The sequence below is a fragment of the Halosimplex carlsbadense 2-9-1 genome, from assembly GCF_000337455.1.
GTDB lineage: Archaea > Halobacteriota > Halobacteria > Halobacteriales > Haloarculaceae > Halosimplex > Halosimplex carlsbadense.
The window spans coordinates 104,441-121,100 of record NZ_AOIU01000033.1 but is presented as its reverse complement, the minus strand read 5'-3'; the positions used below and the strand labels follow the sequence as shown (position 1 = coordinate 121,100).

General features: G+C 70.1%; 15 protein-coding genes. 7 read left to right on the top strand and 8 right to left on the bottom strand.

Going from position 1 to position 16,660, the window contains the following annotated elements:
- The first annotated feature begins 22 nt into the window (after positions 1-22).
- On the top strand, positions 23-697 hold the full coding sequence (locus C475_RS14735) for an MBL fold metallo-hydrolase (RefSeq protein ID WP_006884649.1): 675 nt from the start codon (positions 23-25) through the stop codon (positions 695-697).
- A gap of 27 nt (positions 698-724) precedes the next feature.
- Here the strand turns inward: C475_RS14735 and C475_RS14730 are convergent, their stop codons facing one another.
- The 3 genes from C475_RS14730 to C475_RS14720 all read right to left on the bottom strand — a co-directional run bounded on the left by C475_RS14730 (position 725) and on the right by C475_RS14720 (position 2,676).
- Complete coding sequence (locus tag C475_RS14730) at positions 725-1,390, bottom strand: hypothetical protein (RefSeq protein WP_006884648.1); 666 nt, start codon at positions 1,388-1,390, stop codon at positions 725-727.
- Between the two features lie 81 nt (positions 1,391-1,471).
- Positions 1,472-2,257, bottom strand: a complete 786-nt coding sequence (locus C475_RS14725; protein ID WP_006884647.1) for a hypothetical protein — start codon at positions 2,255-2,257, stop codon at positions 1,472-1,474.
- Positions 2,258-2,337: 80 nt separating this feature from the next.
- A complete protein-coding gene (locus C475_RS14720) occupies positions 2,338-2,676 on the bottom strand; it encodes a DUF7126 family protein (protein WP_006884646.1) in 339 nt (112 codons plus the stop codon).
- A gap of 120 nt (positions 2,677-2,796) precedes the next feature.
- On the opposite strand from C475_RS14720, the gene C475_RS14715 reads away from it, so the two are divergent.
- Positions 2,797-4,131, top strand: coding sequence for a PQQ-binding-like beta-propeller repeat protein (locus C475_RS14715; protein WP_006884645.1), 1,335 nt, complete (start codon positions 2,797-2,799; stop codon positions 4,129-4,131).
- Positions 4,132-4,137: 6 nt separating this feature from the next.
- On the opposite strand, the gene guaA is transcribed toward C475_RS14715, so the two are convergent.
- The 4 genes from guaA to C475_RS14695 form a co-directional block, all read right to left on the bottom strand.
- Positions 4,138-5,055: a glutamine-hydrolyzing GMP synthase gene (gene guaA / locus C475_RS14710; RefSeq protein ID WP_006884644.1), complete on the bottom strand. Its 918-nt coding sequence runs from the start codon at positions 5,053-5,055 to the stop codon at positions 4,138-4,140.
- A complete protein-coding gene (locus tag C475_RS14705) occupies positions 5,055-6,725 on the bottom strand; it encodes a CTP synthase (protein ID WP_006884643.1) in 1,671 nt (556 codons plus the stop codon). Before C475_RS14705 ends, guaA begins: the two co-directional genes overlap by 1 nt.
- 124 nt (positions 6,726-6,849) lie before the next feature.
- Positions 6,850-7,473: a thioesterase domain-containing protein gene (locus tag C475_RS14700; RefSeq protein WP_006884642.1), complete on the bottom strand. Its 624-nt coding sequence runs from the start codon at positions 7,471-7,473 to the stop codon at positions 6,850-6,852.
- Between the two features lie 91 nt (positions 7,474-7,564).
- Positions 7,565-9,514, bottom strand: a complete 1,950-nt coding sequence (locus C475_RS14695) for a response regulator (protein WP_049930685.1) — start codon at positions 9,512-9,514, stop codon at positions 7,565-7,567.
- A gap of 228 nt (positions 9,515-9,742) precedes the next feature.
- Here C475_RS14695 and C475_RS14690 point away from each other — a divergent pair, with 228 nt between their 5' ends.
- Positions 9,743-10,660 (top strand): PspA/IM30 family protein, encoded by a 918-nt coding sequence (locus C475_RS14690; protein WP_006884640.1) that lies wholly within the window; start codon positions 9,743-9,745, stop codon positions 10,658-10,660.
- A gap of 158 nt (positions 10,661-10,818) precedes the next feature.
- Positions 10,819-11,610: a hypothetical protein gene (locus C475_RS14685; RefSeq protein ID WP_006884639.1), complete on the top strand. Its 792-nt coding sequence runs from the start codon at positions 10,819-10,821 to the stop codon at positions 11,608-11,610.
- A gap of 9 nt (positions 11,611-11,619) precedes the next feature.
- Here the strand turns inward: C475_RS14685 and C475_RS14680 are convergent, their stop codons facing one another.
- Positions 11,620-13,692 carry an SLC13 family permease gene (locus C475_RS14680; RefSeq protein WP_006884638.1) on the bottom strand — a complete coding sequence of 691 codons (2,073 nt, stop codon included), beginning with the start codon at positions 13,690-13,692 and terminating at the stop codon, positions 11,620-11,622.
- 133 nt (positions 13,693-13,825) lie between these two features.
- On the opposite strand from C475_RS14680, the gene C475_RS14675 reads away from it, so the two are divergent.
- The 3 genes from C475_RS14675 (at position 13,826) to C475_RS14665 (ending at position 16,649) form a co-directional block, all read left to right on the top strand.
- Positions 13,826-15,685, top strand: coding sequence for a threonine--tRNA ligase (locus C475_RS14675; protein WP_006884637.1), 1,860 nt, complete (start codon positions 13,826-13,828; stop codon positions 15,683-15,685).
- A 93-nt stretch (positions 15,686-15,778) separates the two neighbouring features.
- The gene (locus tag C475_RS14670; protein ID WP_006884636.1) at positions 15,779-16,213 is read left to right on the top strand and encodes a universal stress protein; all 435 of its coding nucleotides are present in this window, start codon (positions 15,779-15,781) and stop codon (positions 16,211-16,213) included.
- A gap of 22 nt (positions 16,214-16,235) precedes the next feature.
- Complete coding sequence (locus C475_RS14665; RefSeq protein ID WP_235728461.1) at positions 16,236-16,649, top strand: CBS domain-containing protein; 414 nt, start codon at positions 16,236-16,238, stop codon at positions 16,647-16,649.
- Positions 16,650-16,660 lie beyond the last annotated feature (11 nt).

The window sequence follows — 16,660 nt, the reverse complement described above, 5'->3', positions numbered from 1 at the left end:
GCCGACGGCCGTACGCGGACGTATGGTCACGCGACTCTCCGAGGACGCCTGGTGGATCGAACTCGGCGGTGTCAACGCCTACCTCGTCGACGACGAGGGGGCGCTGACGCTCGTCGACGCGGGCATGCCGTGGCACGGCGGTCGCCTGCTCGACGCCGTCGTCGAGGCGGGGTTCGCGCCCGACGACCTCGACCGGGTGCTGATCACCCACTACGACCTCGACCACGTCGGCGGCCTGGCGCGCCTCGACGGCCTCGACGTCACGATGTACGCCGGTCGGCGGGACGCTCCGCTGGTAGCCGGCCGCGAGCGACCGCCGTTCTCGATACCGAAAGGCGCCTTTCAGCGGCTGGTCGGTCCGCTGGTCACGCCGCCCGAAACCGAGGTCGTCCCGCTGGCCGACGGCGACGCGGTCGGCTCGTTCACCGCCTACGAGACGCCCGGCCACACCCCCGGTCACGTCGCCTACGTCAGCGAAGCGCTCGGCATCGCCATCCTGGGCGATCTGGTCCGCGAGTCCGACGGCCACCTCGACCCCTCGTCGTGGATCATCTCGGCCGACACGGACGATGTCCGACGGAGCATCCGCGACCTGGGCGAGGCGGCCCCCGCGTTCGACGTCGCGGCCCCGGGTCACGGCGTCCCGTTCGAACGCGGCGGTCGCGACCGCCTGACCGACCTCGCGGGACGACTCTGAGCCCGGCCTACCGGACGGGTCGACGACTCACATATCGCCGGCGGATTCGCTGCCGACGTTCTTCTCCGCGCCGCCCTCGTTAGAGGCGAGCCCAGGCGAGTGGCGCGAGGTTCCGCCGGTGAAGTCGGCGTCCCCGCCCCCGCCGCCGCCGGGGAACGTCCCGTTCTCGAAGTCGGTGGCGGTGACGCCGGAGGGGCGGGCGTCCTCGGCGCGGCTCACCTCGGGCCGTTCGACAGTCTCCTCGGCGGTCAACCGCTCGACCAGGTCGGGGTCGGTCACGACTGCCGTCCGGGGCAGCGGCTCGTCGTCGGGCCAGCGACGCCAGGCGACGCGCTCCTGCTGGAGCGCCGCGCGAGCCTCCGCCTCGTCGGCCGTTTCGACCCGCTCGCGCGGACGCGGGACGCGCCCGTCGAGCGCTCGCTCGGCCTCGTCGGTGTCGGTGACGTGGTGGATCCTGACCGTCGGCTCCCCCGACCGGATCAGGTCGTAACTTCCGGCCCCGAGCAGGCGGTCGAGGCGCCCGTCGCGGCGGAGGACCAGGTCGACACCCTCGAACGCGACCGTCTTCGGTCCCCGGACGAGGCCGCCGAGCCCGCCGGGGTCGTACTCCAGCCGGTCGCGATAGACGCGCAGCTCTGATCCAAGCGCGGGAACGGCACCGGCGAACCGTTCGCTCGGGATCGGATCGGTCATCGTACCAACTAGTCGGCGTTCGGGCATAAGCTTCGGGGGGAGCGGGCGGTCGCCCGCGGTCCCGGTTCGGTGCCCCGGACACTACTCGGCGACACCGTCGCCCCCGGTTCCGCCGGTGAACTCCTCGGCCTCGGTGGTGTTCCCCCGTCGGGCGATCCCGTCGAGCGTAGCCGGTCGGTCTCGCCCCGGTGTCGACCGACGCGGTCGCTCGTCGTCCTCGTCCCCGCGGACGGGAGTCACGTCTTCTTCCCCGTCGAGTGTCTCGACGAGCGTCTCGTCGGCCACGACCGCAGACCGCGGGAGCGGCTCGTCGCTCGGCCAGCCCCGCCAGAACACGCGGCTCCGCTGAAGCGCCTCGCGAACCGTCGCTTCGTCGGCGGCACCGATCCGTTCGCGAGGGGTCGGCACGCGGGCGTCAAGCGCGCGCTCGACTTTGTCGGGGTCGCGCAGGTGACCGAGCAAGCGGTTCGACGCCCCCGACCGGACCAGTTCGTAGCTCGCCGTCCCCAGCCGTCGGTCGCCCCCGGTGTCACGGCGGATCGCGAGGTCGATATCGTCGTACTCGACGGCGGTCGCGCCGGGCGAGAGTCCCTGCTCGACGGTGAGAGCGTCGCGCCCGAACCGAACGCGACGGCGGGCCGCGCCGACCGCGATCGCCCCGAGAACGCAGACGAGCGCGGCGACCGCGCCGCCGCCGACGGCCGTGGCCGCGGACGGCGCCGAGACGCCGTTGATCGCCAGCAGCGACCGGAGGAGGGCACCGAGGAAGGCGCCGCCGGCCAGGGCACCGACGCCCTCGCGCCAGGCCGACAGGGCGGCCGCTATCGCCGATGCAGTGGTCGTCGGACCGATCGACACATCGGTCATACGTCGTGAATTTCTCTCGGAAGGACATTAGTGTTGTCCCGAGCCCGACAGGGTCGGTCCCGTCAGGAGCGTCCCGGGCGTTACTCTTCGGAGCCGGCCGCCTCTGTCAGTTCCTCGGCGACGGTGTCGGCGTCGAACAGGGCGGGGTCCATCGCGAGGACCTGCTGGCCGCTGACGAACTCCGGGAGCGAGTCGGGGGTGTAGGCGACGACACGCACGTCGGGGTTGAGGTCCCTGGCGACGACGATCGAGGTGGCCTGGCCGACGTCGGTGAGGACGAACACGTCGGCGTCCACGACGCCCGCGTCTTCGAGCGCGGGCCGGTTGGCGACGCCGTCGACGATCCCGACGGTCGCCCCCCGGTCGCGCAACTCGTCGGCCAGCCCCTCGGTGTCGCTGCCTGCGAACACTGCCTTCATACGGACACGCACGACACCCGGGGGCTTGTGTCTCACGTTTCCGACAGCCGACCCGGTCGGGGCCCGAACCAATCACACGAACAGGAAAAAGCACTTACCAATCCCTTCGAAACGCTCGACATGGACGCGCCTCTCCGACGACGTTCGCTCCTCCGCGCGCTCGGTGCGGCCGGCGCCGCCACAGTCGCCGGCTGTCCGGCCGGTATCGGCGAGTCGGCCGGGTTCGAGCCCGGCGAGACCGACTGGCCGAGCGCTCGCTTCGGGCCGCGCAACACGGCCGTCCACCCATCCGCTCCCGGCCCGGGCGGCGACCTCTCGGTGGCGTGGACGGCCAGCTTCCGCGAGGGGTCCGACGCGTCCGCGGGGGTGAGTGCGATTTCCTCGCCGATCGCCCTCGACGGGACGGTCTTCGCCGCCGCCGATATCAGCGACGACTCCGGCTGGCAGACGGTCGTCTCGGCGTTCGACCTCACCACCGGTGACCGGCAGTGGGAGCGGTCGCTCCCGATGTCCGACGCGGACGGCGAGGGGGAGACGTCGCCGGCCCGGACGCTCGGGTCGGACGGCGAGCGGCTCGTCGTCGGGACGCTCTCGGAGGGCCCCGGGCTCGCCGCGCTCTCCCCGGTCGACGGCGAAACCGAGTGGGAGGCGTCGCTGGAGACGCCGTTCGAGTCGCCGGTCACGGCCGAGGGCGGCTCGGTGGTCGTCGGCGACCGACTCCTGGCCACCTACGACGCGAGCGACGGGCGCCGGGCGTCCCGCTACGCCCCGGGCGAGGACCCCCTGTGGCGCAACCGGTTCCCGCCGACGGTGACCGAAGACACGATTTTCGCGACCGACCGCGCGGCGATCCACGCCGTCGACCGCGAGCGCGGCGAACGGCGCTGGATGGCGAGCAACGACTTTTACACGATTCTCTACGGGGAACGGGGCGCACCGTTCAACTCGCCGGTCGTCGTCGACGGCGTCGCCTATGCGGTCTGCGGTCGGATCGCCAACCGAGACACCGGCGGGATGGTCGCGCTCGACGTCGAGGACGGCTCGGAGCTGTGGACGGCGATCCCCGAGGGCGACGACCCCGCCACCTACGAGGGGGACCCCGAAGCGTTCGAACAGGCCGCCTTCTACGGAATGGGGCTCGTCCTCGACGACACGGTCTACGTACAGGGCATGGAACGCGGCGAGTGGGGCTGGTTCGCGGTCGACGCCGCCGACGGCTCGGTCGAGCGGATGGACACGGACGGCGGACTCGTCGCGGCGGACGGTCTCGTCTACGGAGTCACCGCCGAGGACGGGGGGCTGAGGGCCACTTCGGTCGACCCGTCGGCCGACGAGACGCTCGGCGCCGCGACGGTCGACGAGTGGGAGGATCCGTGGGTCGGCCCGCAGGCCGTCGCCGGCGAGTACTACGTCGTCACGACGAACCAGGGGATCGCGGCGTTCGGACCGAACTGACTGGCGCTATTCGTACTCGATGGTCGCCGGCGGCTTGTGGGTCACGTCGTAGAGGACGCGGGCCACGTTGTCGTTCTCGCCGGTGATGCGGGACTGGATACGCTGGAGGGTGTCCCAGTCCACGTCCTGGGCGCGGGCGGTCATGCCGTCGCGGCTCTCGACCGAGCGGACGGCGACGACCCAGCCGTGGACGCGGTTGTCGCCCTTGACGCCCGTGGCCTTGCCCAGTACCGCGGCCAGCGCCTGCCACGGATCGTGGTCTTCGAGTTCCTCCTCGACGACGTGGTTGGCCTCGCGGGCGACTTCGAGTTTCTCCTCGGTGACCTCGCCGATGATCCGCACCGCCAGTCCGGGGCCGGGGAACGGCATCCGCTCGGAGATGATCTCCTCCAGATCGAGTTCGCGGGCGACCTCCCGGACCTCGTCCTTGTAGAGGTCGCGCATCGGCTCGACGATGCCGTCGAAGTCGATGCGCTCGGGGAGTCCGCCGACGTTGTGGTGGGACTTGATCGTCCCCTCGCTCTCGATGCGGTCGGGGTAGATGGTCCCCTGGACGAGGTAGTCGGCGTCGACCTCGCGGGCGACCTCCTCGAACTCCCGGATGAACTGCTCGCCGATGATGTGGCGTTTCTCCTCGGGGTCGGTCTCGCCTTCGAGCGCCTCGACGAAGCGGTCCTGTGCCTCGACGATCCGCAGCGAGTCCATGTAGTCGAAGGTCTCCCGGATCTGGTCGGTCTCGCCTTTCCGCATGAGGCCGGTGTCGACGTAGACAGCGGTGAGCTGGTCGCCGATGGCCTCGTAGGCCAGCGCGGCGGCCGTCGAGGAGTCGACGCCGCCCGACAGGCCGATGACGGCGTTGGCATCGCCGATCTCCGTCGCGATCTCGTCGAGCTTCTCGTCGATGAACGAGTCGACGTCGACCATCAGGCCTCCACCTCCTCGGTGTCCGCGACGGCTTCGTCTTCCGCCGATCCCTGTAACTCCAGCGCCGCGTCGAGCAGCCCGACGAACGGCGGGCTGGCGCGGCCGGGTCGCGATCGGAACTCGGGGTGGAACTGCGTCCCGAGGAAGTACGGGTGCTCGGGCAGTTCGAGGATCTCCATCCGGCGACCGGACTCGCCGGAGAAGCGCAGGCCCGCGGCTTCGAGGTCGTCGATGTACTCGGGGTTGACCTCGTAGCGATGGCGGTGGCGCTCGGTACAGCTGTCCTCCCCGTAGATATCCGCTGCGAGGGTGTCCGCCTCGATATCGGTGTCGTGGGCACCGAGGCGCATCGTCCCGCCCATGTCGTCGACCCCCTCCTGCTCGGGGAGGATGTCGATGACCGGGTAGGGCGTCTCCTCGTCGAGTTCGGCGGAGTGGGCGCCTTCGAGACCGAGGACGTTGCGGGCGTATTCGACGACCGCGAGCTGGAAGCCGAGACAGAGGCCGAGGTAGGGGACGCCGTTCTCGCGGGCGTAGCGGATGGCCTCCATCTTGCCCTCGGTGCCCCGGGAGCCGAAGCCGCCGGGGACGACCACTGCGTCCATGCCGTCGAGCTGTCCGTCCGTGCCGTCGGCGAGTTCCTCGGCGTGGATCCACTCGGTCTCGACGTTGACGTTGTGTGCGAGCCCGGCGTGTTTCAGCGACTCGTAGATGGAGAGATAAGCGTCTTCGAGGCCGTACTTGCCGACTAAGGCGACGTTGACGGTGCCGGTCTGGTCCTGGGTGACCAGCTCGCGCCACTCGTTGTGGCGCTCGCGCTCGGGCAGGGCCTGGTCGGCCAGGTCGAGGCGCTCCATGACGTACTCGTCGAGGCCTTCGTCCTCGACCATCAGCGGCACCTGGTAGATGTCGGGCACGTCGGGGTTCGAGAAGACGGCTTCCGTGGGTACGTCGCAGAACAGCGCGATCTTCTCCTTGGTCTCGGGGTCGAGCCGGTCGTCGGCGCGGCCGACCAGGATGTCGGGCTGGAGGCCGATCGAGCGCAGTTCCTTGACGCTGTGCTGGGTCGGCTTGGTCTTCTGCTCGCCGTTCTTCGAGTAGGGGACGAGCGTGACGTGGACGAACTGGATGTCCTCCTCGTCTTCCTCGTGGGCGAACTGTCGGAGCGCTTCGAGGTAGGGCATCCCCTCGATGTCCCCGACGGTGCCGCCGACCTCGATGATGCAGACGTCGCTGCCCTCGGCGACCTCGCGGATGCGCCGCTTGATGTCGTCGGTGACGTGCGGGATGACCTGGACGGTCTTGCCAAGGTAGTCGCCGGCCCGCTCTTTCTCGATGACGGACTGGTAGACCTTGCCCGTGGTGACGTTGTGCTTCGAGGTCATGTCGATGTCGAGGAACCGCTCGTAGTTCCCGAGATCGAGGTCGACCTCGCCGCCGTCCTTGAGGACGTACACCTCTCCGTGCTGGAAGGGATTCATCGTCCCGGCGTCGACGTTGAGATACGGGTCGACCTTGACCGCGGTCACGTCGAAGCCGGCGTTCGAGAGGAGTCGCCCGGTGCTGGCGGCCGTGATACCCTTGCCCAGCCCGGACATGACGCCCCCGGTGACGAAAACGAACTTGTTCCCCAGAGTTTCGTCGTACCCTGTTTCCGGTTCCGTCGGCATACCGACCGTGCGCGGTGTGACCTGAAAACCGTTTCGGGAGCCACTGCAAATCCGCGTGTTTGTCAACGTCTCACGGCCGTGGACCGTCGATCCGGTCGGTTCGCTGATCCGTCCGCGACCTCGGTCAGACGCGACCTTCGAAGAACGCCGCGACGAGTCGCGCCGCCTTCCCCGCCTGGCCGACGAAGTGGTGGTCGGCCGCCAGTTCCGTCACCGCGAACCCCCGGTCGCGCGCCCGCTCGACGACCGGCCGAGCGTCCACCGTCTCGTCGCGGCTCCCGAAGACGACCTGCCCGGGGCAGTCGATCCGCTCGACGGCCGCGACGGCGTCGACCGCGCCCGACCCGTCGCCGATCCGGGGTGGGGGCGCGAGCGCCGAGACCGCCGCGAGCTGTGCCCCGTCGTCGTCCGCCAGGTCGGCCGCGGCAGCCAGCGCGAGACAGCCGCCGAAGCTGTAGCCGAAGAGAGCAGTGGAGCCGAAGCGTTCCCCCGCCCAGTCGAACGCCGCCCGAGTGTCTCGGAGCTCTCCCGGTCCGTCGTCCCACTCCCCGTAGTCGAACCGCAGGCAGGCGATCCCGCGGTCGGTCAGCGCGTCGGCGACCGCGGTCAGCCGGCGGTCGGAGCGCGACCCGCCAAGCTGCGGATGGGGCGGACAGGCGACGACGCAAGCCGTCGGCTCGACGCCGGCCGGCTCGTCGAGCGACCCGCGCACGTCGCGACCGCCCGGAACGACTACGTGTTCGCTCACACCTGGAACTGGTCGCTCGGTCCCTCGAAACTTTCGGCGAGCGGTCGGTCAGCCACCGCTCGGTCGGGGGGCGTTCCCGGTGGACGGCCGTTCACTCGGCGGGCTCGACGCCGGTGACCTCGAAGCGCGCACCGCCGCCGTCGCCCTCGGTCGCGTCGACGCGCCAGCCGTGGGCCTCGGCGATCCGCTCGACGATCGCCAGACCGAAGCCGGTGTTGCTCGCCCGCGTCGAGAACCTGGAGTCGAACACGTCGCCGCGCACGTCTTCGGGAATCCCCGGTCCGTCGTCGGTGACGTAGAACCCGCCGTCGCAGTCGCCGACACGGACGACGAGGGCGGGCTGGGCGGACGCTTCGTCCTCCGAGCGGTCCGCGGAGCCGTGCTCGACGGCGTTACGAAACAGGTTCTCCAGCAGTCGCGTGAGCCGCTCGGGGTCGGCCCGGACGGTCAGGTCGGTCTCGACGTCGAGTCGCTCGGCGTCGGTCTCGACGGTCCCCCAGGCTTGGCTGGCCGCCCGCGCGAGTGCGACCGGCTCCGGCTCGGCGATCGCCTCGCCCTGCCGGGACAGCGCGAGGAGGTTCTCGATCATCGCGTCCATCCGGTCGACGGCGTCGCGGGAGCGGTCGAACTGTTCGGCGTCGCCGGTCGTCTCGGCGGCCTCGATCGCGCCGTTGAGCACCGTCAGCGGGTTCCGGAGGTCGTGACTGACGACGCTCGTGAACTCCTCTAAGCGCTCGTTCTTCCGTTCGAGTTCGTCCCGCTGGCGTCGCAGCGCCGCCCGACGCTCGGTCCGGTCGAGCGCGGATTCGAGCGTCGTCGCCAGGATCTCGACGAGCACCTCGTCGGTACCCGAGAAGGCGTGCGTCCGCTCGGCGGAGACGACGAACACGCCGTGGTCGCCCATCGGATGGAAGATCACGCTCCGCGAGGGAGTCCCCTCGTCGACTCGGTCGTCGGCCGACACGTCGTCGATCCGGACCGGTTCGCCCGCCTCGAAGACCTCCCAGACCAGCGCGGCGCGCGACCCGTCGGGGGCCTCACGCGGGTAGGCCGGCACCTCGTCGAACGACTCGTGGACGGCGTCGACGACCGCGGTCGGTTCGAGCCGCTCGCCGGCATCGTCGAGCAGGAACACGCCGCTCAGCGGGGCTTCGAGGACGGCGTCTGCGGCCTCGGTCGCCGCCCGCGCGGTCTCCTCGCGCGTCTCGGTGTGCATCAACGCCTTCGTCCGGTGCTGGAGGCGTTCGATCTTTCGCTCGCGGTCCGCCCGTTCGGTCACGTCGCGGGTCACTCCCAGCACCGCGCGGTCGTCGGTCTCGCCGATATCGTAGGGGTAGATCTGCGGTTCGAAGACGTGACTGTCCCCCTCGGCGTCGGTCACCTCGATGCCCGAGAGCCGCTTCGGTTCGCCGGTCGCGATGACCGACCGGAAGTCCTGCTGGAACTGCGCGGCAGCGCGGTCGCTCAGGACCTCCTCGACGGTCGCGCCCTCGATCGCCTCGACGGTGGTGCCGTGGAACGCCGCGAGCGCCTCGTTGACCAGCCGATAGGTGCCCGTCTCGTCGACGACGTAGACCAGGTGGGGCAGCGAGTCGACGATCTTCCGGAGCCGCTGCTCGCTGTGTTCGACCCGCCGACGCGACCGGGCGTGTTCCACCGCATTGGCGATCCGGTTCGCCAGGACGGTGTACTGGTCGGTCCCCGTCTCCTTCTGGAGGTAGTCGGTCACGCCGGCCGAGATGGCCTCGCTCGCCACCGCCTCCGACCCCTTTCCGGTGAAGAGGATGAAGGGGAGTTCCGGACACTCCGCTCGCACTCGTTCGAGGAACTCGATCCCGTCGAGCCCCGGCATCTCGTAGTCGGAGACGACGCAGTCGAACTCACAGTCGTCGAGGCGGTCGAGCCCCTCGGCGGCGTCGGCGGCCGTCTCGACGCCGAATCGCTCGTCAGCCCGTTCCAGAAACGTGGCGGTCAGTTCGGACACGTCCGGGTCGTCGTCGACGTGGAGAACCCGAATGCTGTCGCGCGACGGGCCACTCATGATCCCCACCAACCGTTTCCCGGCAATAACGATTGGGACGCGAGTATCGTACCTGAGAGCGTTCCCTCGACCGGGACTGAATACTACGTCTCCGACAGCCGGCCGCGGGCGCTGGCCCCGCTCGTGGACTCAACAGGGGCTCCGCGAACCCGGCCCGGGCACGCAAGCCCGAAGCGAGCCACTGTGTGGCTGAAAAACAATTAAAGGCTCGGGCACAAAGCGGGGGGTATGGGAATCATCTCGCGCGCCTCGTACGTCGTCCGGTCGAAGATCAACGCGGTCCTCAACCGGGCGGAAGACCCCTCCGAAACGCTCGACTACTCCTACGAGCAACTGCGCGACCAGCTGCAGGACGTGAAACAGGGCATCGCCGACCTGACCACCCAGAAGAAACGCCTGGAGATCCAGAAGCGCCGCCTCGAAGAGAACGTCGAGAAACACAACGAACAGGCCCGCGAGGCCGTCCAGCAGGACCGCGACGACCTGGCGCGCAAGGCCCTGGAGAAGAAAAAGCAGAAGATGAGCCAGATCGAGGGCCTGGAGACTCAGATCGCCGAGCTCCAGAACCAGCAGGACCGGCTCGTCGAGCAGAAAAACACCCTCCAGAGCCGCATCGAGGAGTTCCGCACCAAAAAGGAGACGATGAAGGCCCGGTACGAGGCGGCCGAAGCCAGCACCAAGGTCTCGGAGGCGATGACCGGCGCCGGCGACGAGTTCGAGGACGTGGGTCGGGCCATCGAGCGCGCGGAGGAACGCACGGAGGACATGGAGGCCCGCTCGCAGGCCATGGACGAACTGCAGGAGTCCGGCGCGTTCGACGACGTGCTCTCGGACAAGGACTCGATCGACCGCGAGCTCGAACAGCTCAGCACCGACAGCTCCGTCGACGCGGAACTCGACACGCTCAAAGGCGAGATGGGCAAGGGCACGACCGAGACGACCGAGGAAACCGAGAGCGCGAGCGGGTCGCGCGGGTCCGACGGCGGGAGCGAGTCGGCCGATACCGCGAGCGAGGACGCCGAGGTCGACATGGACGTCGACACCGAGGTGGATACCGCCGACGTGGACGCCGACGCCGAGGACGTATCCGTCGAGGAGTCGGAAGTCGAGGCGGAGCTGGAAGAACTCAAGGACGACGAGCAGTAGCGTCTCACCCTCGGTGACCGTCGCCGTCCCCGGCGGTGGCCTCGACCTGTCGGCGGAGGAATCTTTTTCAGGCGGACGACTGACGGACGGGTATGTTCGCTGGTTCGAGCGCCGCGTCGGGAGCGACGACGCCCGAGTTCGGGGGTCGGTGGTGACCGATGACGTTCAGGCGTCGAGATATCCTGCGGATCGGCGGGTTCGGTGCCGTGCTCGCGATCGGTGGGTGCGTGTACAACGGGCCGTTCAGCGAGGCGCGGTTGTCGCTGTCGGTCCGCGAGGAGTTCGGCGCGTCGGCGCCGGTCACGGTCCCGCTGACAGTCGAGGCTTCGGTCCAGAGTGTGGACACGAAGGTGGCGTCGCTGCGAGGCGTCGAGGTGGTCGGGCTGGACGCCGACGGCTCGGTACTCGCGTCACACGCGCTCGACGATCTTACTTACCGGGGCGCGCCGGCGTCCCAGCGCACGAGCAGGGAGACGGAGGTGGGCCTGGGCTCGACGGTGACCGCCTACCGGGCGGAGTGGTCGTTCGAGCCGACGCTGCGGACCGACGCGGTCCCGGCGGCACTCACGTTCAGCGCGACCGGGCTGTCGCTCGGGCGGGACGACACCACGACCGGAACGGTCGGGAGCGAGACGCCGCCTTCGCTCGTCGCTCCGGCCGCGGCGAGCCGTCCGCCGCCGCCGCTCAGAGTCGATGCCCTGCGCCGACGCGGGGGTACGCCGTCCGTGCGGACTGTCGGTCCCGACGCGTACGTCGGTCACCGGCTGGAACCTCGCGTGAGCGCTCTCGACGGCGCGCCGCTGGTACCGCCGAAGCCGACGGCGACGGCGACACCCACGGACCGGCGGGACGGGTCGGACGCGGTCGGGACCGAGGGGCGGCCGACGAAGGGACTCCGAACGGCCGCGGAGATAGACCCCGACGAGGACGGTTCGACGCCGGCCGAGTGACGAGCGGGATCAGGGCGGCCACATCGTCGCGATCGCGAGTGTCGTCACGACGGTGAGTAGCAACTGAAGCGGCGCGCCGACGCGCGCGTAGTCGGTGAACTTGTACCCGCCGGGGCCGTACACCATCAGGTTCGTCTGGTAGCCGATGGGCGTGATGAAGGCGTTGGCGGCGGCGAAGGTGACCACGAGCAGGAACGGGAAGCCGTCGAGTCCGAGCCGCTGGGCGGTCGTGACGGCGACCGGGATCAGCAGGACGACCGTGGCGACCGGAGTGATGATCGCGGCGACGACGGCGGTGAGCAGGTACAGTACCGCGAGCAGCGCGAGCGGGGGGACGGCCTCGCCGACGGCGACGAGGCCGGCGGCCAGCGCGCCCGCGCCGCCGGTCGCCTGCATGGCGACGCCGAGCGGCAGGAGCCCTGCGAGCAGGAAGACGACGCTCCAGTTGACGGCGTCGTACACCTGCGACCCGGTGAGCGTCCCGGTCGCGACGAGGGCGACCACGCCGCCGAGCGCGCCGATGGTGACCGGCACCAGTCCGGTCGCCGCCAGCGTGATGACCGTCGCGAGGATGCCGATGGCGACCGCGGCGCCGGCGCCCAGGCCCGGTCCGGTCGGTGCGGTGCCCGCCGGTTCGGTCTCCGGGTCCTGTGCCGTCGATCCCTCGGTGTCGTCCCCGTCGACGACGCGCTCGGTGACGACGACGTAGTTGGCCTCCTCGAAGTAGTCGACGGTGGCGGCGTCGGTCTGGAGGAGGAGGGCGTCGCCGCGCTGGAGAGTCACGTCGTCCAGCCCCGCGCGGAGGAGGTCGTCGCCGCGGCGGACCGCGAGGAGGGTCGTATCGAACCGGTCGCGCAGTTGCAGGTCGCCGACGACCCGGCCGTCGATCCGCGACTCGGGGTGGACGACGGCCTCGACGAGCGTCGCGTCGTGGGGAGCGAAGGCGAGTCGCTCCTCGGTGACGGCTTCCCGCGAGCGCTGGGCGAGTCCGTGGCGCTCGGCGAAGCGGTTGACCGCCTGGAGACTCCCGCGGACGGTGAGCCGGTCGCCCGCCCGCACCTCGCGGTCGGTCGCGCTCGCCAGGAAGGCGTCGTCGTCGCGTTCGATCTGGAGCACGTCCACGTCGACGTCCTCCCCGGGTTCGCCGACCGTCTCGACCGCGGCCGGTCCGGCGCCGTCCCCGTCGGCCGCGTCCGCGACGGCGGTCGCGTCCGGGGTGCCGCCGTTCGCTTCCGCCGCCGCGGGACCGGGCGCGTCGGGCGTCCGCCGGTCGTCGCTCTCCGGTCGGCCCGACGGTTCGTCGGCGAGCGGGTCCGCGTCGGTCGCCGCGCCGTCCTCGAGCGCGTCGGTGACGGTCCGGCCGATCAGCGGCGAGTCGTCGCGGACGACGAGGACGCTGAGGTGGCTGTCGAGATCGAACTCGTCGGTGAAGTCGGCGCCGGCGGGGATCCGTTCGGGGACGAGCCAGCGGCCGACGGTCAGCAGGTACGCGAGCCCGACGGCGAGGACGACGGCGCCGACGGGCGTGATCTCGAACATCGACAGCGGGTGGTTCAGCAGATCCCGCGAGAAGTCGCTCGCCAGCAGCGTCGTGGAGGTGCCGACCAGCGTGAGCGTCCCGCCGAGCATCGCGGCGAACGACAGCGGCATCAGCAGTTTCGACGGCGAGACGCCCGCCTTCTCGGAGAGGCCGGTGATCATCGGGATGAACACCGCGACCACGGGCGTGTTGTTGACGACGCCCGCCGACAGGCCGGTCACGCCGACGGTCGCGCCGAGCAGCCGCGTCTCGTCGCCGCCGGTCACCTCCGCGAGGACGGCGCCGAGGTAGTCGACGACACCGGTCTCCTCGATACCGGCGCTGAGGACGTACATCGCGATGATCGTCACGGTCGCGCGGCTGGCGAACGCCTGGAGGGCCTCGGTGGCCGTCACGCCCGTGTACGGTTCGAGGACGGCGAGGGCGACGAGGACGCCGATCGCGGTGATGTCCGGCGGGAGCCACTCGGAGACGAACAGCCCGAGCGCGACCGCGATCAGCGCGAAGACGACCAGCGCACCCGTCGATAACCCGAGGACCATGTCCCTCGACTCTCGCGGTCGCTCATAAAACGGGGTGACCGTAGAGCGCGATCGGACCGAGGTCGGGCGGTTGCTTCGGATCTCGAAGCGATCCCGCCAGCACGCTTTTTGCTCCCCGCGGCGACCGTTCGGTATGCGACTCCTGTTCGTCCACTCGGACCATCTGGAGTTCGAGGCCCGCGAGGAGGCCGGGCCCGACGACCTCGCCGAGACGGAAGGCGTCCCGATGGAGGGGCGCATGGAGGAGTGCGTGACGGTCTTTATCAGCGTCGAGTCCGACGACGAGACTGACCTGTCGGGCGTCGTCGCGAACGCGACCGACGAACTCCGGGACGTGACAGGGCAACTGAACACGAACCGAGTGGTGCTGTACCCCTACGCCCACCTCAGCGAGGACCTGGCGAGCCCCGACGCCGCCAAGTCGGTCATGCGGGACCTCGAGTCCGAACTCGAAGCCGAGGGGTACGAGGTGCTGCGAGCGCCCTTTGGCTGGTACAAGTCCTTCGAGGTCGCCTGCAAGGGACACCCGCTCTCGGAGCTCTCCCGGCACGTCTCCGCCCATCGCGACGAGGGAACCGGCGGGGAGGGCGCGGGGGACGAGACGGACCGCGAACCCAGCGAGTGGCTGCTGATGCGCCCCGACGGAACCACCGAGGACGCCGTCGCGGCCAAGTCCGCGGTGAGCGAGGACATGCGGGCGTTCGTCGAGAGCGAGGTCGAGGGCGTGACCGCCTCGCCCGGCGAGGAGCCCCCGCACGTCGAACTCATGCAGGAGAAGTCCCTGGCCGGCTACGACGAGCTATCGGACGTGGGCAACCTGCGGTGGTACCCCCGCGGGAAGCTCGTCCGGGACTCGCTGATGGAGTACGTGAACGACCTCGTGGTCGACTACGGCGGGATGCCCGTCGAGACGCCGGTCATGTACGACCTGGGCGCCCGAGCCATCGACGAACACGCCGGGAAGTTCGGGGAGCGCCAGTACCGCTTCGAATCGGGCGACCGCCGGATGATGCTGCGGTTCGCCGCCTGCTTCGGCCAGTTCTCGATCATGCGGGACATGCACATCGCCGAGACCGACCTCCCGCTGCGGATCTACGAGCTGTCGACCTACTCCTTCCGCCGCGAGCAGAAGGGGGAGGTGACGGGGCTCAAGCGGCTGCGCTCGTTCACGATGCCGGACATGCACACCGCGACCGTCGACATGGACGGCGCCCGCCGGGAACTACTGCGCCAGGCGACGCTCTCGCTGCGAACGAGCGACGACCTCGGGCTGGACTACCAGCCCGCGCTGCGGGTGACCCGCGAGTTCTACGAGGACAACGAGGCGTGGGTCGCCGAAGTGGTCGCCGAACTCGACACGCCCGCGCTGATCGAGATCGTTCCCGAACGCCACCACTACTGGTCGGCGAAGATCGACTTCGCTGCCATCGACGGCCTCGGCCGGCCGATCGAGAACCCGACGGTCCAGATCGACGTCGAGAGCGCCGAGCGGTTCGACATCACCTACACGGACGCCGAGGGGAGCCACCACCCGCCGATCCTCCACTACTCGCCGTCGGGCGGGATCGAGCGGGTTATCGCCGCGCTGCTGGAGGAGGCGGCGACGATGGACACGCCGCGACTGCCCACCTGGCTCTCGCCCACGCAAGTTCGCTTCGTCCCGGTCGGCGAGGAACACGTCGAGTACTGCGACGAACTGGTCGACGACCTCGGGGCGGCGGATATCCGGGCGGACGTGGACGACCGCTCGGAGACGGTCGGCAAGCGCATCGCCCGCGCCGAGACCGACTGGGTGCCCTACTACGCCGTCGTCGGCGACCGCGAACTCGACAGCGGGAGCCTCGACGTGAACGTTCGCGCCGAGGATACCGAGGTCGAGCTGACGCCCGAGGCGTTGGGCAAGCGCGTCCGCGAGGAGACCGCGGGCCTCCCCCGGAAACGACGCTACCTCCCGAAACACGTCGGCGACCACCCGAACTTCACCGGGCGGTGACGCCGCCGACCGGACCGAGGAGACGCCGGAAAGCGTTTCGATCCGCGAGAACCGCCACCTACCACTATTTACCCAGGGGCGCAACCGTCGGGTATGTACGACGATATCCTGTTGCCGACGGACGGGAGCAAGGGGACGACCGAGACGGTGAAACACGCCATCGGCATCGCACGCGACAACGACGCGACGGTTCACGTGCTGTACGTCGTCGACAGCCGTCGGTACCGCGCGGCCGAGGCGGACACGAAAGACGAGATCGTCCGCTCGCTGGAGGTCGAGGGCGAGCGGGCCGTCGAGGACCTGGAGGTCGACCTCGAAGACGCGGGGCTCGTCGTCGAGACGGAGCTGCGCGACGGCATCCCCCACCGCGAGATCGTCGACTACGTCGGCGAAGCGGGCATCGACCTCGTCGTGATGGGCACCCACGGCCGCACCGGCCGCGACCGGGTGCAGAACCTCGGGAGCGTCACCGACCGCGTCCTCGAAGACGTCAACACGCCCGTCCTCGTCGTCGACATCGGCGACTGAACCCGTGCTCGTTCGAGCGCTGATGACGGCCGACGTGGTGACGGTCGATATCGACGCGAGCCTCGACGACGCCGTCGGGAAGCTCCTCGGCGAAGGCGTCGGCAGCGTCGTCGTGATCGACGGCGAGACGCCGATGGGGATCGTCACCGAGACCGACGCGCTGGAAGCGGCCCGCGAACGGGGCCGGCCCCTCGCCGAGATCGCCGTCAGTGACCTGGCCCATCCGCCGCTCGTGACGACCGATCCCGACCGGACCGTCCAGCGCGTCGCGCGGACGATGGCCGAGGAGGGCGTCAAGAAGGTGGTCGTCACCGAGGGGCTGTCGGTACTCGGTATCGTCACGCTGACCGACGTGGTGTACCACGTCGCGGACCTCCGGAAGGAGGCCGCCGCGGCCGCCGAGGACCTGGCCGAGCGGGACTGGCGACGGGACTGACGTGCTGTCAG